The following is a 19,349-nucleotide window of genomic DNA, read 5'->3' on the forward strand; positions in this document are numbered from 1 at the left end:
CCGAGCTCGCGGAGGAGAGCGAGGGCGACCGCGCGGCAGATTCCTCCAAACCGGCCGCTCTGCCAAGCTTTACTACGTGCCGAGCTCTACTGATTGTTGAGCTGGCGGCCGTTGAGCTTGTGATTATTGGGTTGGCGGGGGCCAAGCCGATCGCGCAGCCGATCGGTGGCACGCCGGACCGCCGCCGCCATGGCCGGCTCGAGATCGGAATGATTGCCTTCGACCACGACCTCGAGCTCCGAGCCGGGCCAGGCGCGATGGACTTCCCAGGACGTCGTAGGCGGCGCCACGACGTCGTAGCGGCCGACGACGAGCTGCGCCGGCAGATGGGTGATGCGGCCGAGGTCGCGCAGGATCTGGCCTTCCTCGATGAAGAAGCCGTGCGCGCAATAGCGGGTGAAGAAGCGCGACAGGGGCAGGGCCTGGGCGAGGTCGACCGCCTGGTCGATGAGCTCCCGGTCCGGACGGAAGGTGGATGTACGGGCGGAGAAGCGCTTCAAGGCCCGCACCGCCGGCTCATGGACGCCCGGGTCCGGGTCGTTCGTTCGCCGGTAGTAGGCGGCCAGCACGTCGCCGTGCTCCGAGGGCGGCAGGGCTGCCAGCAATTCGTCGTAGGCTTCCGGAAACAGCACGCCGATCGAGCGCCACCACCAGTCGATCTCGCGCGCCCGGCCCATGAACATGCCGCGCAGGCGGAAGCCCAGGCACCGGTCCGGGTGCGCCTCGCCATAGAGCAGCGCCAGGCACGAGCCCCAGGAGCCGCCGGTCACGACCCAGCGCTCGATGCCGAGATGGCGGCGCAGCCGCTCGAGGTCCTCGACGAGGGCCTGCGCGTCGTTGTCCTCAGTCTCGCCGAGCGGCTCCGATCGGCCGCAGCCGCGCTGATCGATCAGCACGATGCGGTAGAAGTCCGGGTCGTAGAAACGGCGATGCACCGGCTTGGCACCGCCGCCCGGACCGCCATGCAGGAAGATGACCGGCACGCCGTCCGGATTGCCCACTTGCTCGTAATAGATCCGATGCGGGCCGCCTACCGCCAGTAGGCCGTGATCGTAGGGTTCGATTTCGGGATAGAGCTGATCGTCGAGCGACATCGGGGAGTCCGGTGTGCGGAGAGGGACCGGCATGGTGCCCGCTCCGGCGTCGCTCGGCAATCGCGAGCGCGCGGCCCATCGGCCGCGATTGCCGCGCGGCGTGTCCTCCCAAGACGAGGCGCAAAAGCGGGCGAGATAATCCGGCCGGGCTCGGCAAGACGACCAGGTAGCGGCCGACAAACCGCCTGGCAGCTCTACAGTCTGCGATTGTCCGCGAAGCCCCCGCGGCGTCCGCGATTTTACCGCGAAGATGGTGCTCGACTTTCCGACTCGGGCGAGTTAATTGTTTGTTAACCTCGTTTTTGGTGAAGCCCTTGATGGTTGACGCGGCGCTGGTCCACAATCGCTTTGCGGAGCGCCTTCGCGCGGACGGTGCGGTGCTTGCCATCATCGATGGCCAGGCTGATCTGCTCGCCACCGCTGTGGCGCCGGTCGGCGGCACGGCAGCGTTGCACAACAACCTGATGGGGCTCGCCCGACTCGGTCATGCTTTCAACCTGCCGACGGTGCTGGGTGTCAGCACCGGGGCGGCGTGCGGGCCGGTGCTCGACGAACTCGTGGACCTGTTCGGGGCCGCGGCGATCGTGAAGCGTCGGGCCGGAGCATTCTGGGACGATCCGGCCTCGCGCGAGGCCGTCCTCGCCCATGGCCGGCGCCATCTGATCGTCGCGTCGCTCACCCCCGCTTTCGGCATAGCCGAGACCGCGCTTGGTGCGCGCGGCGACGGTCTTGAGGTCCATGCCGTGCTCGACGCGTCGGCCGGCAGCAGCGACGGGGCCGGGCGAATCGGCATGGCCCGCATGACGGCGGCCGGTGTCCGCCTGACCAGTTGGGTCGCGGTATTGGCGGAACTGGGTGCCACCTGCGTGGATATCGCTGGCGGCAATGGTGCCGCGGCGGTGCGTGACAATCTCGATCGCTATACGGCCGCGGCCGCGACGTTGACCTAGAGTCCGACCTAAGGCTGCAAATCACCGCAATCACGTGACAGGGCGGCAAGCAGGCGAAAGCCGTCTTGGTTGCGCCGCAGCATAGTACTGCAGCGGCATGTGTCCCCAACCATGCCGAACCAGCGTCGCCGGCCAGTCGTGGCGCCCCCCTCACACGGCTCGGGAACTTGGCGGCGGGATCTGGGACTCGGTCCGGCAGCGCGATATCCCCATTCTCGCGCTGCCGGCCGACTTCTTCCCATCGACGAGGATCAGAGGCTGCGCAATTCCTCGACCTGGGCCTCGGTCAGGAACCGGGTCCGATGGCCGTGCAGCAGCAGGTGCAGGCGCGCCGTTTCCTCGAGCTCCTCGATCGCCGCGGCGGCGGCCGAAAGGCTGGTGCCGGCGACCACGGGCCCGTGGTTGGCGAGCAGCACCGCCTGGTGGCGGCCGGCCAGCTCGCGGACCGCATCGGCGAGCTTCGGATCGCCCGGCCGGAAATAGGGCACGAGCGGCAGCGTGCCGACGCGCATCACGTAATAGGCAGTGATCGGCGGCAGCACGTTCGCCGGATCAACGTCGGCGAGGCAGGACACCGCGACCGAATGGGTCGAGTGGAGATGCACGACCGCTTCGGCCGTGCCGCGTTCCTCATACATGGCGCGATGGAGGAAGCTCTCCTTGGTCGGCGCATCGCCCGCGAGGAGCATGCCGTCCGGCGCCAGCTTCGCGAGCCGCGCCGGGTCGAGCTCGCCCAGCGCGACGTTGGTCGGCGTCATGAGATAGCCGTCGGCAAGGCGCATGCTGATGTTGCCGGAACTGCCGAAGGTGAGGCCGCGGGCGAAGATCGAGGCGCCGAGCCGGCAGATCGCTTCGCGCGCGCGCGTTTCGGCGCTCATGCGAAGGCTCGGAGGAAGAAATCCTCGCCGCCGAAATTGCCGGACTTGAGGGCGAGCGCCAACGGCGGCCGGTCCCCGCCGGACGCGACCGTCCAGGGCACGCCGGGATCGATCTGCCGGCCGATGCCGAGCGCGGTGATGCCCAGCGCCTTGACGACCGCGCCGGAGCTTTCGCCGCCCGCCACCACCAGGCGCCGCACGCCGCGCTCGACCAACCCGGCCGCGATGCGGGCGAGCGCCTCTTCGACGACGGTGCCGGCCCGCTCGCGGCCGAGGGCTTCCTGGGCGGCGCGGACGTCGGCCGGGGCGGCGCTGGCGCTGATCAGGATCGGCGCCGGCCCCAGATGGCGCTCGGCCCAGTCGAGCGCGTCGTCGATCTGGTCGTCGCCGGTGGCGAGTGCCAGCGGGTCGAGCTGGAAGCTCGGCCGGCGGGCGCGCATGTAGGCGTTCTGGGCGAGCGTCGCGACGGAGCAGGAGCCGGACAGCACGGCCGACGCACCGCCCAAGTCGACCGCCATGGCGGCGTCCATGCCATGGTCGGCGAGCAGCCCCTGCCGGCGGAAGTTCGCCGGCAGACCCAGGGCGAGGCCCGAGCCGCCGGTGATGAGGCGGAGCTGGGCCGCGGCCTCGCCGAGGCGGATCAGGTCGTCGTCGCTCGCCGCGTCGACGATGGCGTGAGCCGTGCCGGCGCCGCGCAGCCGGTCGAACACCACACGGACGGCACCGGGACCGGCCGACACGGCCGACAGCGGCACGAGGCCGACCGGCCGTGTCGTCTGCTGGGCCAGCACGCGCACGAGGTTCGAATCGCGCATCGGCGTCAGCGGATGGTCGCGCATGCCGGATTCGGAGAGAAGTCCGTCGCCGACGAACAGATAGCCCTTGAAGATGGTCCGGCCGTTCTCGGGGAAAGCCGGGCAATAGATCGTGAAATCGACGCCCATGGCCGTCATCAGCGCTTCGGCGACCGGCCCGATGTTGCCGGCCGGCGTCGAATCGAAGGTCGAGCAATATTTGAACAGGATCTGCCGGGCGCCCGCCGCCTCGAGCCAGCCGAGGGCAGCCAGCGACTGGTCGATCGCGTCGGCGGCGGGGATGGTGCGGCTCTTCAGCGCGACCACGATCGCGTCGACCTCGTCGAGGTCCATGCGCTCGAAGGGCTCGGTCGGCACGTCGATGAGCTGGACGGTGCGCATGCCCTGGCGCACGAGCGTGTTGGCGAGGTCGGTTGCACCAGTGAAGTCATCGGCGATGGCGCCGAGCAGGATCGCCATGGAGGCGCCTTTCGAGAAGGTTGCCGAAACCCGGGTCTCGGTCGATCCTAAGCGGTCTTCGGCTCTGCCTTCAAGGATCCCGCCCAATGCCGCGTTTCGCCGCGAATCTGTCCATGATGTTTTCGGAATATGATTTTCTCGACCGGTTCTCTGCTGCGGCCGACGCCGGGTTCAAGGCCGTCGAATACCTGTTTCCCTATGAATATTCCGCCGAGGAGCTGGCCCGGCGCCTGGAGAGTGCCAAGCTGACGCAGGCGCTTTTCAACCTGCCGCCCGGTGACTGGGCCAAGGCCGAACGCGGGCTCGCGGCGCTGCCTGGACGCGAGGCGGATTTCGCCCATGCGCTCGACCGGGCGATCGCCTATGCGCGCCCGCTCAATTGCGCGAAGCTGCACGCCATGGCCGGCATCCTGCCGCCCGGGACCGATCCGGCGGCGGCGCGCCGCACCTATGTCGCCAATCTGCGCCGGGCCGCCGAGCATGCGGCGGAGGCCGGGATCACGATCCTGATCGAGCCGATCAACACGCGCGACATCCCGGGCTATTTCCTCAACCGGCCAGCCGAGGCGCGCGCGATCATCGAGGAGGTGGGCGCGGCCAACCTCAGGCTGCAGTTCGACATCTATCACTGCCAGATCATGGTCGGCGATCTCGCGACCCAGCTTCGCGCCCATGCCGACATCACCGGCCATATCCAGATCGCGGGCGTGCCCGATCGCCACGAGCCGGACGTGGGCGAGATCAATTATCCGTATCTCTTCAACGTGATCGACGAGATCGGCTACGACGGCTGGATCGGCTGCGAATACCGGCCGCGCGGCGAGACCGCGGACGGGCTCGGCTGGCTCGATCCCTGGCGCTAGGGCTCAGGCTGCGCCGGTCCTAGGCCGAGAGCCCAGCCGACCGGCCGCGCGCGTGCGGCGGTATCGGTCGACGAGCTTTGCCGGCAACAGCCAGAAGAAGAGGGCGACAGCGAGCGGGATGGCCATGGCCTCGTCGAGATGACCCACGACCGGGATACGGTCCGGGATGATATCGAACGGCATGATGAGATAGCTCGCCACCACGAGCGGCGCGGTCCGGGCGCGCAGCGGCACCTCCGGATCCTTCGCAAGCGACCAGAGTGCCCGGGCCTCGAGCCCGAGGCGCCGGCGCGCGGCGGCCCAGCCACGGGACGGCGTCGGGGCAGGGTTGGGCGAGGCGGGGCGGGGATTGGGCGACGTCTCGATGCCGGGCCTGGACGCCGGGACCGGCGAGCGGGCCGGCTCGGGGGCGAGTGCCGCGACCTGCGCCTCGTAACGCCAGCCGGTCAGGTCCTGCCCTGTCATCTCTTCGAGCCGGCCGATGTCGGCTTCGAGCGCCTCGCGCAGGCTGCCGAGTGCCGCCAGCTTCTGGTCGAGCGAGGGGCCGGCGATCCGCCGCTTGGCGAAGACGATGTCGTGCAGCGGCCCGAACTTGACCGCGTAGAACAGTTCGGGCGACAGCTTGCGCACCATGGGACCGGCGAGATGGGCCAAGCGGCGCAGATGCTGGCTGCGGTAATGGACGGAGGCATTCACCTCGCGCGTGACGCTGGGCGGCGTCTCGACGTCCAGCCCCAGCCGGCGCTGCAGCCGCCGGGCGAGTTCGACCGGATCGCGCTTGAGGTCGGCATAGTCGACGAGCAGCACGCGCTCGCGGCCGAAGCGCTCGATATAATGCTCCAGCGTCGCGGCAGTGAGCCCGATCTCCAGCGCCTCGGCATGCACCTTGGGATCAGCGGCGAGCCAGCCGATCGGATGCTCTTCCTGCCGGTATTTCTGGTACCAGGACAGCACACGCGCGTAGGGGCTGCGCATGTTGACCATGAGCAGCGGGTTCGGGATCGTGCGGGCGATCCGGTCGCAGACCTTCGGGTCCATCATGTAGAAGGGCGAGATGTCGGCGCGCAGCCGCGTGGCGTGCGTCGCGGGCCGGAACTGCTCGTCGTACCAGGCGGACCCCGCGTCGAAATGATGGTTGAAGAAATTCACTTCCTTCATGCGGGTCGTCGCCACCTGGCTGTGGCCGAACAGCAGTTCGTGGACCCAGGTCGTCCCCGACCGGATCGGGCCGAGGCCGATCAGCAGCGGGATATTGTTGAGCTGCGCGCGCGACGATCCGTGTTCCGCCATGACATCCCCTCGGAACCGGGGCGACTCTCGCTGGGTCGCCCTTCTCAAGCCCCAAGAGGCGATAGTGACGGATTGATGAAATCATCCCCGCTCAACACACGGGTATATTGTAACGGTGCGTGTCATGGGTCGGGCCGACCTGCGGTCGGAGGTGGTGCGACGCCACCCTTCATCGAGCCGGGCCAGGCACTTACGCCCGGCCGGATCCTTACGAATTGTTACAAAGCGAAGTGCGACGAGAACGCGCGGTTGTGCGTACGCGCTTTCGTTGCGGCGGGACCGAGCCGCGGGCTGGCCCTCAGGCGCGCGGCGCGTGCTTGGACAGGATGCGCTGCAGCGTCCGCCGATGCATCTTGAGCCGCCGCGCCGTCTCCGAAACGTTGCGGTCGCATTGCTCGAACACGCGCTGGATATGCTCCCAGCGGACCCGGTCGGCCGACATCGGGTTCTCCGGCGGCGGCGGCAGCGAGCTGCCACGGGTCAAGAGCGCGCGCTCGACCACGTCGGCATCGGCCGGCTTCGACAGATAGTCGATGGCGCCCGCCTTCACGGCGGCGACGGCGGTCGCGATATTGCCGTAGCCGGTCAGCATGACGATGCGCGCGGCGGGCCGGGCCTTGCGGATGGCGCCGACCACGTCGAGACCGTTGCCGTCGCCGAGCCGGAGGTCGACCACCGCGAAGGCCGGCGGGTTTTCCTCGGCCTTGGCGACGCCCTCCTTCGTGCTCTCGGCGGTCTCGACCAGGAAGCCGCGTCGCTCCATGGCGCGCGCCAGGCGGTGGCAGAGCGGCGTGTCGTCGTCGACAATCAGCAGGCTGCGCTCGGCATCGGGCAGGCCGTCGAGCGAGACCAGGTCGATGTCGGCCGGTGCGAGGTTGGGCGTCTGAGCGGGGGCGTCGATCATGATCGCACGAATTCCTTAAAGCTGCTCGGGGGGCGGAGCCGGCCCCCGGTCCAACAAGTCCGCTCAGGCGGCCGGCGCGGTGAGGCCCACGACGGTCGCCAACGCCCGACGAGGCCAGCGCACCCGCACGACCGCGCCGCCTTGGGCGCCGTTGGCGAAATGCAGCTTGGCGCCGGTGCGCCGGAGCAGCGTTTCCGCGATGAAGATGCCGAGCCCCATGTGCTCTGCATCTTCGTCCCGTCCCGATAGATAGGGTTCTCCCAGCCGAGACAAGACCTGGGTCGGAAAACCCGGACCGTCATCGGCAACCGTGACGGTGACCCATCTGTCGTCCCAGGCCGTCTTGACCACGACCTCCGCGGCGGCGAACTGGATGGCATTCTGCACCAGATTGCCGAGCCCGTGCATGATTTCCGGACTGCGCGCGACGAGCGGTTGATCCCCTGGATTTCCTTCGATTTTTTGAATAAGCGCCCGGTGCGGAACACGGTAGGGATCACCGGCCGCCTCGACGAGCGCCGACAGCGGCAGACGGTCGTAGGGCGTGCCCCCGTCGGCCTCCCGTTTCTGGGCCAGCTCCTGGAGGATGGTGCGACATCTTGCCGTCTCACTCAGCAGGAGCTGGGCGTCCTCGGCGAGCGGCCCGTCGGCCGGCAGATCGCGCGCCAATTCCTTGGCGATGACCGCGATCGTGCCCAAGGGACTGCCGAGCTCGTGGGCGGCGGCGGCGGCGAGCGCGCCCACGGCCGAGATGCGCTGCTCGCGCGCGAGCGCCAGCTGGGTTGCGGCATAGGCGTCGCTGATCCGGCGGCCCTCTTCGGTGACGCTCCAGGTATAGGCGGCGATAAACAGGGTCGAGAGCGTGAGGGCGAGCCAGACCGCTGAGACGTAGAGCAGGGGGAATTCCAGCTGGTCCTCGTCCCACGGCAGCGGCAGATGCCAGATGGCGAGGATCGTGGCGACGCCGACGGTCAGCGCCGACAGCGTCATGACGCTGCGTCGCGACAGGATCGTGGCGCCGACCGTGACGGGCGCCAGCACCAGGAGCGCGAACGGGTTCTGCAGCCCGCCGGTCAGGTAGAGGAGGGCGCCCAGCTGCACCACGTCGTAGGCCAGGTACATCATGGCGTCGCGGTCGCCCAAGCGCAGCGAGCCGGTGCGCTGCATCTGGTTGGCGAGGTTGATGAGCGCCGAGGTCGCGACCACGCCCAGCGCGATCTCGAGCGGCAGGGTGAAGCCCAGCGCCAGATGCACGATGAGGAGGGTGACAGCCTGGCCGGCGACGGCGATCCAGCGGATCCAGATCAGCGTGCGCAGGCTGACGCGACCACCCTCGCTCCGCGCGGGCGTGTCGTCCGCGTCCGTGTCGACAATTGTCTCGATGCTCATGGGTGGGTCGCCTGCGCCGTCGGGCGGGGAATTGTCAACGACGCCTCCCAGACTCGTTCGACGGGGCGGCTTCGATGGTGCCGGTTCGATCGATACCCGTCCATTTCGGGATGGTCGATCTCGCGACACCGCAGATCTCACGGATAGACCATATGGATGGTGAGCGCGGCGTCATCAATGCCGACCTCGAACGCGCAGGAGTCGAAGCTGGGCGCGGACAGGAACGGCCGCACGTCGCGCGAGAAGGCGTAGCCTTCCTCTGGCAGGCCGAGCAGGCTGAAGTCCATCTCGCCGTTGTCGTTCTCGTCGTGGAAGGTCGCGATCGCATAGTGGCCGGGCGCCACGTCGTGCAGCGTGAAGACGACCTTGCCGACGGCGGCCGGCAGGCCGATGTTCTGCAGCGACTTCTGGTCGTCGAGCCAGGTCTCGGCGTTGCCCCACAGCGTCACGTAGACCTTGCCGTCGGCGCTGTGGATGTCGTCGACCGTCACGGTCACGTCGGCGGCGAGCGCCCCCTGGCCGCCGAGGGTAGCACCCATCAGCCCGAAGATCGCCCGGCGCCACATGGTTTCAGGCCGACCGGCCGCTGACCTTGGCCTCCTCGAACGTCGCCATGCCGGTGTGGCAGGCGACGGCGCCCTTGAGGATCTGGATCGCAAGGGTGGCACCCGAGCCCTCGCCGAGCCGCATGCCGAGGTCGAGGATCGGCTGTTTCCCGATGATCTCGAGCAGCCGGCTGTGCCCCGGCTCCGGCGAGCGATGGCCGACGACGCAATGGTCGAGCGCGCGCCGGTCGGCAGCGTAGAGCACGGCCGCGGCGGCAGTGCAGGCGAAGCCGTCGAGCACGACCGGCACGCGCGCGAGGCGGGCGGCCAGGATGGCGCCGACGATCGCGGCGAGCTCATTGCCGCCGACCGTGCGCAGCACCTCGAACGGATCGGTCATGGCGGGCTTGTTGACGGCTACGCCTTCCGCCACGGCAGCGGTCTTGCGGACAAGCGCCTCGCCCTCGACGCCCGTGCCGGGGCCGACCCAGTCCTTGGCCTCGCCGCCGAACAGGCCGAGGCAGAGGGCGGCCGCGGCGGTCGAATTGCCGATGCCCATCTCGCCCAGCGCCAAGAGGTCGACACCCGGCTCGACCGCCATCATGCCATAGGCGATCGCGCGCGCGGCCGCCTCGTCGGTCATCGCCGGGCCTTCCGTGAAGTCTTGGGTCGGTTGGTCGAGCGCCATTTCGTAGACGCGCAGGTCGCCGTCGACGGCGGCGCACAGCTGATTGACCGCGGCGCCGCCCGCGATGAAGTTCTCGACCATCTGCGCCGTGACCGCCGTCGGATAGGCCGAGACGCCGCGCGCGGCCACGCCGTGGTTGCCGGCGAAGACCGCGGTGCGCGGATGGTTGATGAACGGCGGGTGCTTTGCCTGCCAGGTGGCGAGCCACTGCACGAGCTCCTCGAGCCGGCCGAGCGCGCCGGCAGGCTTGGTCAGCTGCCGCTCGCGCAGCACGGCGGCGGTGCCGGACTCGAGGTCGGGTCCGGGCAGCTCGCGCAGCAGCGCGCGGATCTCGTTGAGGGAGGCGGCGGGCTTGGCGCTAGTCGCCATCGGCTTCACTCGTGGTAATCAATAGGGTGATCGGGGCCTTATCATGGCGTCGCCGCCCCCGTCCATGCTTTGTCCGAACGAGGGAGCCATGTCGAATTCGCCCCACGCCGCCCGTTTCGGGCCGGCCGAGCAGCTCGCCCTCGGGCTCGTGTTCCTGACCCGCCTGCCGATCCGGCTCAAGGGCGCCCTGCCCGAGGACGCGGTCGCCCGCGCGGCCTGGAGCTTTCCGCTCGCGGGTGTGGTCATCGGGCTCGTGGGCGCGCTCGCCGCGATCGCGGCCGATGCCCTGGGACTGCCGCCCATCGCGTCCGCCCTCCTGGCGCTCGCCGCCACCATGGCGATGACCGGCGCGCTGCACGAGGATGGGCTTGCCGACATGGCCGATGGCTTGGGCGGCCGGACGCGCGAGCACAAGCTCGAGATCATGAAGGACAGCCGTATCGGCTCCTACGGCGTGCTGGCGCTGATCGTCGATGTCGGGCTGCGCACGACGGCACTCAGCGTGCTCATCCAGGATAGCCGCGGGCATCTCCTGGGCGCGCTCGTCGCGGCCCATGCTGGCTCCCGCGCGCTTTTGCCGCTGCTGATGCGCGCCTTGCCGCCGGCACGGCCGGGCGGGCTTGCGGCCTCGGTCGGCGTGCCGTCGTCCTGGGCCTCGGTCGCAGCCCTGGTCATCGGGACTGCCGCCGTGTTCTGGGGCCTCGGCGATCGGCTCGGCCTCGCTGGTTTCGTCGCGGCCGCCGTCGCCATGGTTGCGGTGGGCGCGCTTGCCCGCCGGGAGCTCGGCGGCTACACCGGGGACGTACTGGGGGCTGCCCAGCAGTTGGGCGAGATCGTCCTGCTGCTCGCGGCCGTCGTTCAATTGCCGATCATGCTCTGATCCCCAACCCACCCCATACGACCCACCTACGCGCGAGGATGCCCATGACGAAGTCCGCCAGCCCTGACAGCGTCCGCCCGTCCGATCGGACGACCCGCTGGTGGTGGGTGCGCCATGCCCCGGTCGTGGTCAACAACGGCTGCTGCTACGGCCAGACCGATCATCCCTGCAACACGGACGATCCGCCGGCCTATCGGCGGCTTGCCCAGATCCTGCCGCGCGAGGCGGTGTGGGTCACGAGCAACCTCCGGCGGACGCACGAGACCGCCGCCGCGATCGTGGCCGCTGGCCTGCCGGGTCCCGCGACCTTTCCCGGGCCCGACGTGACGGTCGAGACGGATCTGGCCGAGCAGCATTTCGGCGAATGGCAGGGCCGGACCTATGCCAGCCTGGCTGCGGAGCGGGCCGAGGAATATCATCGCTTCTGGCTGGCGCCGGCGACCGAACGACCGGCGGGCGGCGAGAGCTTCGTCGATCTCATGACGCGCGTGACGAGCACGATCCATCGCTTGAACGAGCGCTTCGCCGGCCGCGACATCATTGCGGTGACCCATGGCGGCACGATTCGCGCAGCCCTGGCACTGGCGCTCGACCTGCCGCCCGAGGCGGCCCTCGCCTTTGCGATCGATAATATATCGGTGACGCGGCTCGACCATTTCCCTGAGGGCGCCGGCGGCCTCGGTCACGGCTGGCGGGTCAATTCCGTCAATCAGCCGCCGCGATGACGGGGGCCGCGGGGACAGGCACATCGGGCGGGCCATCGTGACCGATCAGCCGATCTTCGACGCGACCTTCCGCGCCCGCCTTGCCGACCTCATCGCCTGGCGCCGCGACGTGCGCGCCTTCCGCACGGCGCCGGTGCCGGCCGGCACGTTCGAGCGGCTGGTCTCGCTCGCTTGCCTGGCACCGTCGGTCGGCCTGTCCCAGCCCTGGCGCTTCGTGCGCGTTGCCGATCCGGCGCGGCGCGCCAAGGTCCGTGCCAGCTTCGAGCAGTGCAATGCTGCGGCTTTGGCCGCACAGGATGGCGATCGGGCGCAGCTCTACGCGCGGCTGAAGCTCGCCGGCTTCGACCAGGCGCCGGAACAGTTCGCCGTATTCTCCGACCGCTCGACGGAGCAGGGTCACGGCCTCGGCCGGCGCACCATGCCGGAAATGGCCGATTATTCGACGGTCGCCGCCATCTATACCGTCTGGCTCGCGGCCAGGGCCGAGGGGCTGGGCCTCGGCTGGGTCTCGATCCTCGATCCGGCCGAGGTCACGGCGGCGCTGGACGTGCCGGCCGATTGGCGCTTCGTCGGATATTTCTGCTTAGGCTATCCGGAACACGAGGACGACGTCCCGGCGCTGGAGCGCGCCGCCTGGGAGCGTCGCCGCGAGGTCAAGCGCTTCATCTTCGAGCGATAGGAGAGCCATGCAGATCGACGACCTCCCGTTCGGCACGACCGACTGGGCCCAAGTGCCGGCGACCGAGCATCCGGGCGAGACCGGCACCGCATTCTGGCGCACCCGGCAGTTCGGGCCGATCCGTGTGCGCATGGTCGAATACACGCCCGGCTATCTCGCCGACCATTGGTGCCGCAAGGGCCACATCCTGCTGGTCATCGACGGCGTGCTCGAGACCGAGCTCGAGGACGGCCGGCGCATGACACTCAAGGCCGGCATGTCCTACCAGGTCGCCGACGGCGCCGAGGCGCACCGCTCGTCGACCGCGACCGGCGCGCGGCTGTTCGTGGTGGATTAGCGGACGGACGGCCCAGTGGGCCGCCCGTCCGCCTGATCATTGCGCGATATAACCGCCGTCGACGGCGATGTTCTGGCCCGTAAGATACTTGGCCTTGTCGCTCGCCAGGAAGACGATCGTCTGGGCGATTTCGTCCGGCGCGCCGGCGCGCTTGGCGGGAATGCTGGCGAGGAAACCCGCCTTCGCCTCGGCTTCGCCGCCAGTGAAGCGTTCGAACATGTCAGTCGCGATAGGACCGGGGGCGACCGAGTTGACGCGGACGCCGGCCGCGGCTCCTTCCAGGGCGGCGCTCTTGGTCAGGCCCTCGACGGCGTGCTTGCTGGCGACATAGACGGCGGCGCCCGGGAAGCCAACCTGACCGGCGACCGACGACAGATTGATGATAGAGCCGCTGCCCTGCTCCAGCATCACGCGCATCTCGTGCTTCAGCGACAGGAGCGTGCCCAGCACGTTGGTCTCGAACGTGGCGCGGAAGTTCTCGACGGACTGGCCGGTGATCGGGCCGATCTCGCCCTCGGTGCCGGCGTTGTTGACGGCCACATCGAGGCGGCCGAAGCGGGCGACGGTGCTATCGACCAGCCGCTTGACATCGTCTTCATGGCGAACGTCGGCGCGATGATATTCGGCCTCGGCATCTGCGGCGCGAAGCTCCGCTGCAAGGGCCTGGCCAACCTCGTCGCGGCGGCCGCTCACAACGATCCGGGCACCCTCCCGCGCAAAGGCGAGCGCGGTCGCGCGACCGATGCCGGTCAGCGCGCCAGTGATCAGGACTACGGGCTTGCTCATTCTGCTCTCCATCAAAGGCGGGAATGGATGGCGCAACGGCAACGATCCTGGGCCCGGCGGATTATCCCCTGGAATGCCGGACAGGTACCGCTTCTCTCTCACCCTTACAGGTGGAATGCGAGGTCGAACGAGCAAGTCCCTCGCCATACGGGAACCGGGGAGCCCCATCGATCGCGACCTGTCGTCAGGATGCGCGTCGGGCTGCCGTGACGGTCGCGGCCGTCGCCAGGGTCATCTGCTCTTCGGCGGCTTGACCTTCGAGGGGGGCTCCGCAAAGGACACAGCGGGCGGAGCGACCTTCTTTTTGTCGCTCTTCGGCTTCTTCGCTTCGCGATTGCTGCGTTTCTGTCCCTTGGCCAATCTATGTCTCCAGAGAGAAGTTTTCCCGACGGTCGCTATCCGGCGAAAAGGAGCCTTGACGCCACGACCACCAAGCCAATTACCAACAGCACCACCACCCATCGGGCGTCGATGCACCGAGACAGCGCGCCGGATGTCTTCGAGCCCCCCGCCGACCGGCCGTCTCGGCTGGAGAGCATGCCTACCAGCTTGGCTGAGATCTTCGGGGCCTCCGAGACCGTCGACGTGAGGCCGGATACCCGCGCGATCAGATGCGTCACGGCGGGAATGGCCGAGGAGGCGGGCAGGGCCGCCAGACGACGCGCCTCGTCCCAAGGGTCGAGCCCCAGTCTCGTCAGCGCGGTGGCCATTGACATGGGCATGCCGTTTTCCTGCTCGCCGATGTTGGCAAACAGAAAATCGTCATACTTCGTTTCCAGGGGTTGATAGCGGGGTACGTCATCCATCGACGCCGCCTGATGGCAACTTACAATTTCAGAAATAATTATGTGGGTATTTAATTAATAAAATCAATATGTATTGCCGATTTATTTTTCGATGATTGCGCGGAATTCTTCCGTCTCGGAGAAAATATGGCGCGCGCAATGTCGAAGATGCCGCTCGGCATCGGCTGGGTTCAGTCGGGAGCCGATCGATGTGCAACCAGATTATTTCCTCTGCCATCTTATTCAGGCGCTCGGCCGGCCCAATATAAGACGGATGTTAATCACGCGCCCCGAGAGACATTGGGCCATCGCGAGGTGTCGATGCTGACCCGATCCCATATCCGGACCGTTACCTTCGAACGGCCGTTCCGTCTCGCGGGCTGTGACGGCGAGCAGCCGGCCGGCCGCTACGTGGTCGAGACCGAGGAGGAACTCCTGCAGTCGCTCTCGTTCCCGGCGTGGCATCGCGTCCGTTCGACGTTGCGGGCCGCGGATCCGCCGGCCGGAGCGATGCGCCAGCAAGTGGCCGAGATCCATCCGGCCGACCTCGAACAGGCCTTGGCGCAAGACGCCGCCGGCACGGTTGCCCAGCCCAGCGGATAGCCCAAGGCAGATAGGCTACCGAGAGTTCACTGCCCTGCGAAGAATTGCGCGACCATGCCCGCCACGACCGGGAAATCAGCCATTGAGCACAAAGTCGATCTGACGTTCGACCCTGGCGCGCTGAAGCGCGGGACTTTGCCGTTCCAGCAACCATCCCTGCCGCTGTGCCTCTGGCAAATTGCAAGCTCCCTCGTGCCATTGCTGGCGTTATCGGTCGCGATGTACCACTTGCTCGCGTGGTCGCTCTGGGCGACCTGGGCGCTCGCCGTGCCGGCCGCCGGCTGCGTGGTTCGGCTGTTCATCATTCAGCATGATTGCGGTCACGGCGCCTTTTTTCGATCGCGCCGGCTCAACGATATTCTCGGCACGCTGTGCAGCCTCGCAACCGTCACGCCTTATGCCATGTGGCGCCGTCAGCATGCCGGCCATCATAGCCACTGGAACAACCTCGATCGGCGAAATGCCGGCGCCGATATCTATTCCAGTTGCCTGACCCTCGCGGAATATCAGGGGATGTCCGGTTGGCGACAGTGGCTCTATCGCCTGATCCAGCACCCGCTCGTGGCGCTCTTCGCCTTGCCGCCGATCGTCTTCCTGCTCCTCTACCGCGTGCCCTTTGATTCTCCCCGATCGTGGCGCGCCGAACGGCGATCGGTCTACCTGACGAACATTGCTCTGCTCGCCCTGTTCACCGGGCTGGCGGTCTTGGTCGGCGTCCGCGCCGTTTTGCTGGTCCAGATGCCGATCCTCATGCTGGCGGCCACGATCGGCGTCTGGTTGTTCTCGATCCAACACCGTTTCGAGAGCGCCCGATGGATGCGAGAGGGCGAATGGGATCCCGTCGCCGCCGCGCTCGGCGGCAGTTCCTATCTCAAGCTGCCTGGCGTGCTGCGATGGTTCACCGGCAATATCGGCTTTCACCATGTTCATCACCTGAACCCGCGGATCCCCAATTATCGGCTTCAGGCCTGCAATCGAGCCAATCCCGCGCTCGCGGCGGTACCGCCTGTGTCGGTCTGGCGCTTACTCGCCTCCTGGCGGCTGGCATTGTGGGACGAGAAGCTCGGCCGGCTCGTGCCGTTCCCGAAACATGGCGAGACCGGCGGATAAGCCGGGCGAGTGATGAACTCTTGAAACGAGGGTCGCTCCTGCTCAAATTATTTCTGGCATTGACTCAAGCTGAGTCTCCAAAACACATGATGTCGCCGAGTTGAAGTCGGGTTGAAGAACCCTTGGCGGTGGCAATTTATTGACAATATATTGCCACGCAACTTCCGGCGCTCTTTCGGGAAGGGCGGCCGGGCGCAGTTGTTCGCCGTCGGTTAGGGCCGTCATCAGGGTGACGCCGGCTCGGTCCGCGCGAGCGCGTCCCATATCCCCATGAGCCGCCCGATCGCCGCTTCCAGTGTTTCGATCGGCACGCCGTCGCGCGCCTGGGTCGAGATTCCGAACAGGAAGGTGCTGAACAGGGTGGCGAGATCCGCCGGGTCGGCATCGGGCGGTAACTCGCCGGCGGCGATCGCCCGGCGGGCGCAAGACTCGAAGCCGGCGCGGGTCTCGGCCCGTTCCGCCGCCAGCAGCGCGCGGATCGGCTCGTTCTCGGCGGCTGAGGTCGCGGCCCCCAGCACAATGAAGCAGCCCTGCGGATGGTCCGGATCGGTCTGCATCCGCGCGGATTGGCGCAGCGCCCGCTCGATCGCCGCGCGCGGTGTCAGGTCCGGATCGCGGAGCGGCGCCGTCACGCGCCCGTGCGTCTCGCGGTAATGGGCGACGACCGTCTTGAACAGCGCGTCCTTCGAGCCGAACGCCGCATAGAAGCTCGCCGTCGAGAGGCCGCCCATCGCCGCCTTCAGCTCTGACAGCGAGGTGGCCTCGTAGCCTCGAGCCCAGAATAGCCGCATCGCCTGGCGCACGGCTTGCGTCTTGTCGAACTCGCGCGGTCGGCCCGTTCGCGGCATGGCATCCTCCCATTCGACTTCTAGACTGGTCGATCCAGAAGTTCTTGACAAGCCGCTGCGCGCCGACGACTTTTGGAACGATCGATCTGGAAGTTGAAACGGAGACGCTGAATGGATGTCGGTTTCATCGGGTTGGGCAAGATGGGCCTGGCCATGGCACGCAACATCGCGAACGCCGGCCATCGGGTCCGGGTCTGGAACCGCTCGCCCCTCGCCGCGGAGGCGGCCACGGGTTTCGAGATCGCCGCCTCGCCGCGCGACGCGTTCCAGGCCGACGCTGTCTTCACCATGCTGTCGGACGATGCGGCAATCCGTGAGGTGCTGTTGACGCCGAGCATCCTCGGTGACGCGCGGCCGGGCGTGGTGCACGTGGTGACCGCAACGATCTCGCTCGATTTCGCGGGCGAGTTGGCCGTGGCACACGCGGTCGCCGGCGTCGGCTATGTCTCGGCGCCGGTGTTCGGCCGGCCGGATGTCGCCGCGGCAGCGCAGCTCACCATCGTGGCTGCCGGCGCGGCGGTGGCGGTCGACCGGGTCCGGCCGCTGTTCGACGCCATCGGCCGGAAGACCTGGGTGCTGGGCGAGGATCCGAAGCAGGCGAACGCCGCGAAGATCGCCGGCAATATGATGATCGCCATGGCGGTCGAGGCCATGGCCGAGGCCGCCGTGCTGGCCCGAAGCAACGGCTTGGCGCCTGCGGCCTTCTTCGACCTGATCCTCGAGACGCAATTCGCCGGCAGCCGGGCCTACCAGAGCTATAGCGCCAAGATCGCGAGCGGCGACTTCGAGCCGGGCTTCCGCATGCGCCTCGGGCTGAAGGATCTGGGTCTTGCGGCCGCAGCGGCCGAGCAGGCGGGCAAACGCCTGCCCCAGCTCGCCGTGCTCCACGCGCACATGGCCGAGGCCGTCGCGGCGGGCCTCGGCGACAAGGACTGGTCGGCGATCGCCGAGTATGGGGCCGGCAGCAACCGCGGGGCGGGAAGATGACGACACTGTTCGTGACCTATGCCGGCGGCGGTAGCACGCGTTTCGACCGCGACTATTATGTCGCCACCCATCTACCGCTCGTTCGTGAGGCCTGGGGCGCGTATGGGCTCCAGTCGGTGGCCGCCTTTTTCCCCGCCGGCGATGGTGCGGGAATGATCGCGGTGGCAGTCTGCGAATTCCGCGACGAGGCGGCGCTCGCCGCCGCGTTCGGCGCGCCGCGAACCGCCGAGGTCATGGCCGATATCAAGAAGTTTACCGACGTCGCGCCCGCCCGCAGCCGCGCGATTCCGCTCTGACAGGGCGGGCCCGGTCGAGCCCAGCGCTCGACCGGTGGCGCTGACTAGGCGTCGCTAAGCCACGACCGGCAAGACCGCGAGCACGGCGGCGGCGAGGAAAACCGGCCAGGCCAGATGGCGGCCGCGGCTCGTCACCAGCACGATGATGCCGGAGAGCGCCAGCGTCGCTCCGATTGCGGCGAGCGTCGCCGTTTCGGCCGCGGCCGGGCCTGCAAGCGCCACGGCGGCGAGGATCGCAGCCAGGCCCCACCAGGCGACGCTGGTCAGGTGCCAGGCAAAGCGCAGGATGGCACGGGCAAAGGCGCTTTTCGCGAGCAGGCCGGCGCGCTGGTCCGGCGCCAGGAGCGGGCCGATGAGGCGCGCCTCGCCCAGCCATGAATGGGCGAGGCCGAGCAGGGCGGTGAGAACGGCGGCGGCGATCAGGGCGGACGGCATGATCCGAGCTCCATACGGTTCCGTATGGTCATCATTGGCCTGATGCCTTGAGCGAGTCAATACGCTACCGTATGGTCTTTCCATGGAAGATCGACTGACCCGTCAAGACTGGCTCACCGCGGCGCTCTCGACGCTCGCGCGCGACGGGGTTGCGGCCCTGCGGGTCGAGCCGCTGGCGAAGCGGCTGGGCGTCACCAAGGGCAGCTTCTACTGGCACTTCGCCGACCGGCCGGCGCTGCTCGCATCCGTGCTCGCGGAATGGGAGCGGCGCGCGACCGACGCGGTCATCGACGAGGTCGAGGCCGCGGGTGGCGATGCGGCGGCCCGGCTCATGAACCTGTTCCGCATCGCCGCGACAGCGGACGGGCGGCTCGAGCGGGCGGTGCGCGCCTGGGCCGCGACCGATGCTGCTGCGGTGGCAGTGCAGGGCCGGGTCGACGCGCGCCGGCACGCCTATCTCACCGCCCAATTCTCAGGGGCGGGTTTCGCAGACGAGGAGGTCGTGTCCCGGGCGCGCATCGCCTATCGCTGGGTCATGGGCGGCTTTGTCATGGATTGGGACCGGCCGGCTGAGGAGCGGCGGGCCGACGCCGAGCGGCTGTGCGCGGCATTGCTGCGGCGGCCTTAAGCTTGT

Annotated in this window: 23 protein-coding genes; 11 read left to right on the plus strand and 12 right to left on the minus strand. The window is 68.3% G+C overall.

Annotated features, from left to right (window positions below):
- Nucleotides 1-86 precede the first annotated feature (86 nt).
- Complete coding sequence (gene pip, locus IEY58_RS02485; RefSeq protein ID WP_229743435.1) at nt 87-1,127, minus strand: prolyl aminopeptidase; 1,041 nt, start codon at nt 1,125-1,127, stop codon at nt 87-89.
- 284 nt (nt 1,128-1,411) lie between these two features.
- Here pip and IEY58_RS02490 point away from each other — a divergent pair, with 284 nt between their 5' ends.
- Nucleotides 1,412-2,044, plus strand: a complete 633-nt coding sequence (locus IEY58_RS02490; protein ID WP_189042062.1) for an isochorismatase family protein — start codon at nt 1,412-1,414, stop codon at nt 2,042-2,044.
- A 251-nt stretch (nt 2,045-2,295) separates the two neighbouring features.
- Here the strand turns inward: IEY58_RS02490 and otnC are convergent, their stop codons facing one another.
- Nucleotides 2,296-2,922, minus strand: a complete 627-nt coding sequence (gene otnC, locus IEY58_RS02495; RefSeq protein ID WP_189042063.1) for a 3-oxo-tetronate 4-phosphate decarboxylase — start codon at nt 2,920-2,922, stop codon at nt 2,296-2,298.
- A complete protein-coding gene (gene otnK, locus IEY58_RS02500; RefSeq protein ID WP_189042065.1) occupies nt 2,919-4,196 on the minus strand; it encodes a 3-oxo-tetronate kinase in 1,278 nt (425 codons plus the stop codon). The genes otnC and otnK overlap by 4 nt, the downstream gene beginning before the upstream one ends.
- An 86-nt stretch (nt 4,197-4,282) precedes the next feature.
- On the opposite strand from otnK, the gene otnI reads away from it, so the two are divergent.
- Nucleotides 4,283-5,059: a 2-oxo-tetronate isomerase gene (otnI, locus tag IEY58_RS02505; protein ID WP_189042067.1), complete on the plus strand. Its 777-nt coding sequence runs from the start codon at nt 4,283-4,285 to the stop codon at nt 5,057-5,059.
- Nucleotides 5,060-5,062: 3 nt separating this feature from the next.
- Here the strand turns inward: otnI and IEY58_RS02510 are convergent, their stop codons facing one another.
- The 5 genes from IEY58_RS02510 to cobT form a co-directional block, all read right to left on the minus strand.
- Nucleotides 5,063-6,349 carry a sulfotransferase gene (locus IEY58_RS02510; protein ID WP_189042068.1) on the minus strand — a complete coding sequence of 429 codons (1,287 nt, stop codon included), beginning with the start codon at nt 6,347-6,349 and terminating at the stop codon, nt 5,063-5,065.
- Nucleotides 6,350-6,647: 298 nt separating this feature from the next.
- Nucleotides 6,648-7,253: an ActR/PrrA/RegA family redox response regulator transcription factor gene (locus IEY58_RS02515; RefSeq protein WP_189042079.1), complete on the minus strand. Its 606-nt coding sequence runs from the start codon at nt 7,251-7,253 to the stop codon at nt 6,648-6,650.
- A 63-nt stretch (nt 7,254-7,316) separates the two neighbouring features.
- Nucleotides 7,317-8,642: an ActS/PrrB/RegB family redox-sensitive histidine kinase gene (locus IEY58_RS02520; RefSeq protein ID WP_189042089.1), complete on the minus strand. Its 1,326-nt coding sequence runs from the start codon at nt 8,640-8,642 to the stop codon at nt 7,317-7,319.
- A gap of 137 nt (nt 8,643-8,779) precedes the next feature.
- Nucleotides 8,780-9,181 carry a DUF2141 domain-containing protein gene (locus IEY58_RS02525; protein ID WP_189042091.1) on the minus strand — a complete coding sequence of 134 codons (402 nt, stop codon included), beginning with the start codon at nt 9,179-9,181 and terminating at the stop codon, nt 8,780-8,782.
- A gap of 31 nt (nt 9,182-9,212) precedes the next feature.
- The gene (gene cobT, locus IEY58_RS02530) at nt 9,213-10,244 is read right to left on the minus strand and encodes a nicotinate-nucleotide--dimethylbenzimidazole phosphoribosyltransferase (protein ID WP_189042093.1); all 1,032 of its coding nucleotides are present in this window, start codon (nt 10,242-10,244) and stop codon (nt 9,213-9,215) included.
- Nucleotides 10,245-10,332: 88 nt separating this feature from the next.
- On the opposite strand from cobT, the gene cobS reads away from it, so the two are divergent.
- The 4 genes from cobS to IEY58_RS02550 are packed head-to-tail and all read left to right on the plus strand — an operon-like array spanning nt 10,333 to nt 12,865.
- A complete protein-coding gene (gene cobS, locus IEY58_RS02535) occupies nt 10,333-11,124 on the plus strand; it encodes an adenosylcobinamide-GDP ribazoletransferase (protein ID WP_189042095.1) in 792 nt (263 codons plus the stop codon).
- Between the two features lie 44 nt (nt 11,125-11,168).
- A complete protein-coding gene (locus tag IEY58_RS02540) occupies nt 11,169-11,849 on the plus strand; it encodes a histidine phosphatase family protein (protein WP_189042097.1) in 681 nt (226 codons plus the stop codon).
- Nucleotides 11,850-11,886: 37 nt separating this feature from the next.
- Nucleotides 11,887-12,528 (plus strand): 5,6-dimethylbenzimidazole synthase, encoded by a 642-nt coding sequence (bluB, locus tag IEY58_RS02545; RefSeq protein ID WP_229743436.1) that lies wholly within the window; start codon nt 11,887-11,889, stop codon nt 12,526-12,528.
- Between the two features lie 7 nt (nt 12,529-12,535).
- A complete protein-coding gene (locus IEY58_RS02550) occupies nt 12,536-12,865 on the plus strand; it encodes a DHCW motif cupin fold protein (protein WP_189042099.1) in 330 nt (109 codons plus the stop codon).
- Nucleotides 12,866-12,901: 36 nt separating this feature from the next.
- Here IEY58_RS02550 and IEY58_RS02555 read toward each other — a convergent pair whose 3' ends face one another.
- On the minus strand, nt 12,902-13,651 hold the full coding sequence (locus tag IEY58_RS02555; protein WP_189042101.1) for an SDR family NAD(P)-dependent oxidoreductase: 750 nt from the start codon (nt 13,649-13,651) through the stop codon (nt 12,902-12,904).
- Nucleotides 13,652-14,046: 395 nt separating this feature from the next.
- Nucleotides 14,047-14,457 carry a hypothetical protein gene (locus IEY58_RS02560; protein ID WP_189042103.1) on the minus strand — a complete coding sequence of 137 codons (411 nt, stop codon included), beginning with the start codon at nt 14,455-14,457 and terminating at the stop codon, nt 14,047-14,049.
- Nucleotides 14,458-14,757: 300 nt separating this feature from the next.
- Here IEY58_RS02560 and IEY58_RS02565 point away from each other — a divergent pair, with 300 nt between their 5' ends.
- Entirely contained in the window at nt 14,758-15,039 is a 282-nt protein-coding gene (locus IEY58_RS02565; RefSeq protein ID WP_189042105.1) for a hypothetical protein, read from the plus strand.
- A gap of 54 nt (nt 15,040-15,093) precedes the next feature.
- Nucleotides 15,094-16,149, plus strand: a complete 1,056-nt coding sequence (locus IEY58_RS02570) for a fatty acid desaturase family protein (RefSeq protein ID WP_189042107.1) — start codon at nt 15,094-15,096, stop codon at nt 16,147-16,149.
- Nucleotides 16,150-16,373: 224 nt separating this feature from the next.
- Here IEY58_RS02570 and IEY58_RS02575 read toward each other — a convergent pair whose 3' ends face one another.
- Nucleotides 16,374-16,997, minus strand: a complete 624-nt coding sequence (locus tag IEY58_RS02575; protein WP_189042109.1) for a TetR/AcrR family transcriptional regulator — start codon at nt 16,995-16,997, stop codon at nt 16,374-16,376.
- Between the two features lie 111 nt (nt 16,998-17,108).
- On the opposite strand from IEY58_RS02575, the gene IEY58_RS02580 reads away from it, so the two are divergent.
- Complete coding sequence (locus IEY58_RS02580) at nt 17,109-17,984, plus strand: NAD(P)-dependent oxidoreductase (protein ID WP_189042111.1); 876 nt, start codon at nt 17,109-17,111, stop codon at nt 17,982-17,984.
- Nucleotides 17,981-18,280: an EthD family reductase gene (locus IEY58_RS02585; protein WP_189042113.1), complete on the plus strand. Its 300-nt coding sequence runs from the start codon at nt 17,981-17,983 to the stop codon at nt 18,278-18,280. The genes IEY58_RS02580 and IEY58_RS02585 overlap by 4 nt, the downstream gene beginning before the upstream one ends.
- 54 nt (nt 18,281-18,334) lie before the next feature.
- On the opposite strand, the gene IEY58_RS02590 is transcribed toward IEY58_RS02585, so the two are convergent.
- Complete coding sequence (locus IEY58_RS02590) at nt 18,335-18,715, minus strand: hypothetical protein (RefSeq protein WP_189042115.1); 381 nt, start codon at nt 18,713-18,715, stop codon at nt 18,335-18,337.
- A gap of 82 nt (nt 18,716-18,797) precedes the next feature.
- Here IEY58_RS02590 and IEY58_RS02595 point away from each other — a divergent pair, with 82 nt between their 5' ends.
- Nucleotides 18,798-19,343 (plus strand): TetR/AcrR family transcriptional regulator, encoded by a 546-nt coding sequence (locus IEY58_RS02595; RefSeq protein ID WP_189042117.1) that lies wholly within the window; start codon nt 18,798-18,800, stop codon nt 19,341-19,343.
- Nucleotides 19,344-19,349: the final 6 nt, after the last annotated feature.

This window comes from Aliidongia dinghuensis, assembly GCF_014643535.1.
GTDB lineage: Bacteria > Pseudomonadota > Alphaproteobacteria > ATCC43930 > CGMCC-115725 > Aliidongia > Aliidongia dinghuensis.

Excerpts from the sequence above, each read along its gene's own strand:
- otnC (WP_189042063.1), bottom strand. The coding sequence starts at position 2,922 with ATGAGCGCCGAAACGCGCGCGCGCGAAGCGATCTGCCGGCTCGGCGCC.
- IEY58_RS02595 (WP_189042117.1), top strand. The coding sequence starts at position 18,798 with ATGGAAGATCGACTGACCCGTCAAGACTGGCTCACCGCGGCGCTCTCG.
- IEY58_RS02555 (WP_189042101.1), bottom strand. The coding sequence starts at position 13,651 with ATGAGCAAGCCCGTAGTCCTGATCACTGGCGCGCTGACCGGCATCGGT.
- IEY58_RS02510 (WP_189042068.1), bottom strand. The coding sequence starts at position 6,349 with ATGGCGGAACACGGATCGTCGCGCGCGCAGCTCAACAATATCCCGCTG.
- IEY58_RS02490 (WP_189042062.1), top strand. The coding sequence starts at position 1,412 with ATGGTTGACGCGGCGCTGGTCCACAATCGCTTTGCGGAGCGCCTTCGC.
- IEY58_RS02515 (WP_189042079.1), bottom strand. The coding sequence starts at position 7,253 with ATGATCGACGCCCCCGCTCAGACGCCCAACCTCGCACCGGCCGACATC.
- IEY58_RS02570 (WP_189042107.1), top strand. The coding sequence starts at position 15,094 with ATGCCCGCCACGACCGGGAAATCAGCCATTGAGCACAAAGTCGATCTG.
- IEY58_RS02540 (WP_189042097.1), top strand. The coding sequence starts at position 11,169 with ATGACGAAGTCCGCCAGCCCTGACAGCGTCCGCCCGTCCGATCGGACG.
- IEY58_RS02580 (WP_189042111.1), top strand. The coding sequence starts at position 17,109 with ATGGATGTCGGTTTCATCGGGTTGGGCAAGATGGGCCTGGCCATGGCA.
- cobT (WP_189042093.1), bottom strand. The coding sequence starts at position 10,244 with ATGGCGACTAGCGCCAAGCCCGCCGCCTCCCTCAACGAGATCCGCGCG.
- IEY58_RS02560 (WP_189042103.1), bottom strand. The coding sequence starts at position 14,457 with ATGGATGACGTACCCCGCTATCAACCCCTGGAAACGAAGTATGACGAT.
- IEY58_RS02575 (WP_189042109.1), bottom strand. The coding sequence starts at position 16,997 with ATGCCGCGAACGGGCCGACCGCGCGAGTTCGACAAGACGCAAGCCGTG.
- IEY58_RS02565 (WP_189042105.1), top strand. The coding sequence starts at position 14,758 with ATGCTGACCCGATCCCATATCCGGACCGTTACCTTCGAACGGCCGTTC.
- pip (WP_229743435.1), bottom strand. The coding sequence starts at position 1,127 with ATGCCGGTCCCTCTCCGCACACCGGACTCCCCGATGTCGCTCGACGAT.
- otnK (WP_189042065.1), bottom strand. The coding sequence starts at position 4,196 with ATGGCGATCCTGCTCGGCGCCATCGCCGATGACTTCACTGGTGCAACC.
- otnI (WP_189042067.1), top strand. The coding sequence starts at position 4,283 with ATGCCGCGTTTCGCCGCGAATCTGTCCATGATGTTTTCGGAATATGAT.
- cobS (WP_189042095.1), top strand. The coding sequence starts at position 10,333 with ATGTCGAATTCGCCCCACGCCGCCCGTTTCGGGCCGGCCGAGCAGCTC.
- IEY58_RS02525 (WP_189042091.1), bottom strand. The coding sequence starts at position 9,181 with ATGGGTGCTACCCTCGGCGGCCAGGGGGCGCTCGCCGCCGACGTGACC.
- IEY58_RS02590 (WP_189042115.1), bottom strand. The coding sequence starts at position 18,715 with ATGCCGTCCGCCCTGATCGCCGCCGCCGTTCTCACCGCCCTGCTCGGC.
- IEY58_RS02585 (WP_189042113.1), top strand. The coding sequence starts at position 17,981 with ATGACGACACTGTTCGTGACCTATGCCGGCGGCGGTAGCACGCGTTTC.
- IEY58_RS02520 (WP_189042089.1), bottom strand. The coding sequence starts at position 8,642 with ATGAGCATCGAGACAATTGTCGACACGGACGCGGACGACACGCCCGCG.
- IEY58_RS02550 (WP_189042099.1), top strand. The coding sequence starts at position 12,536 with ATGCAGATCGACGACCTCCCGTTCGGCACGACCGACTGGGCCCAAGTG.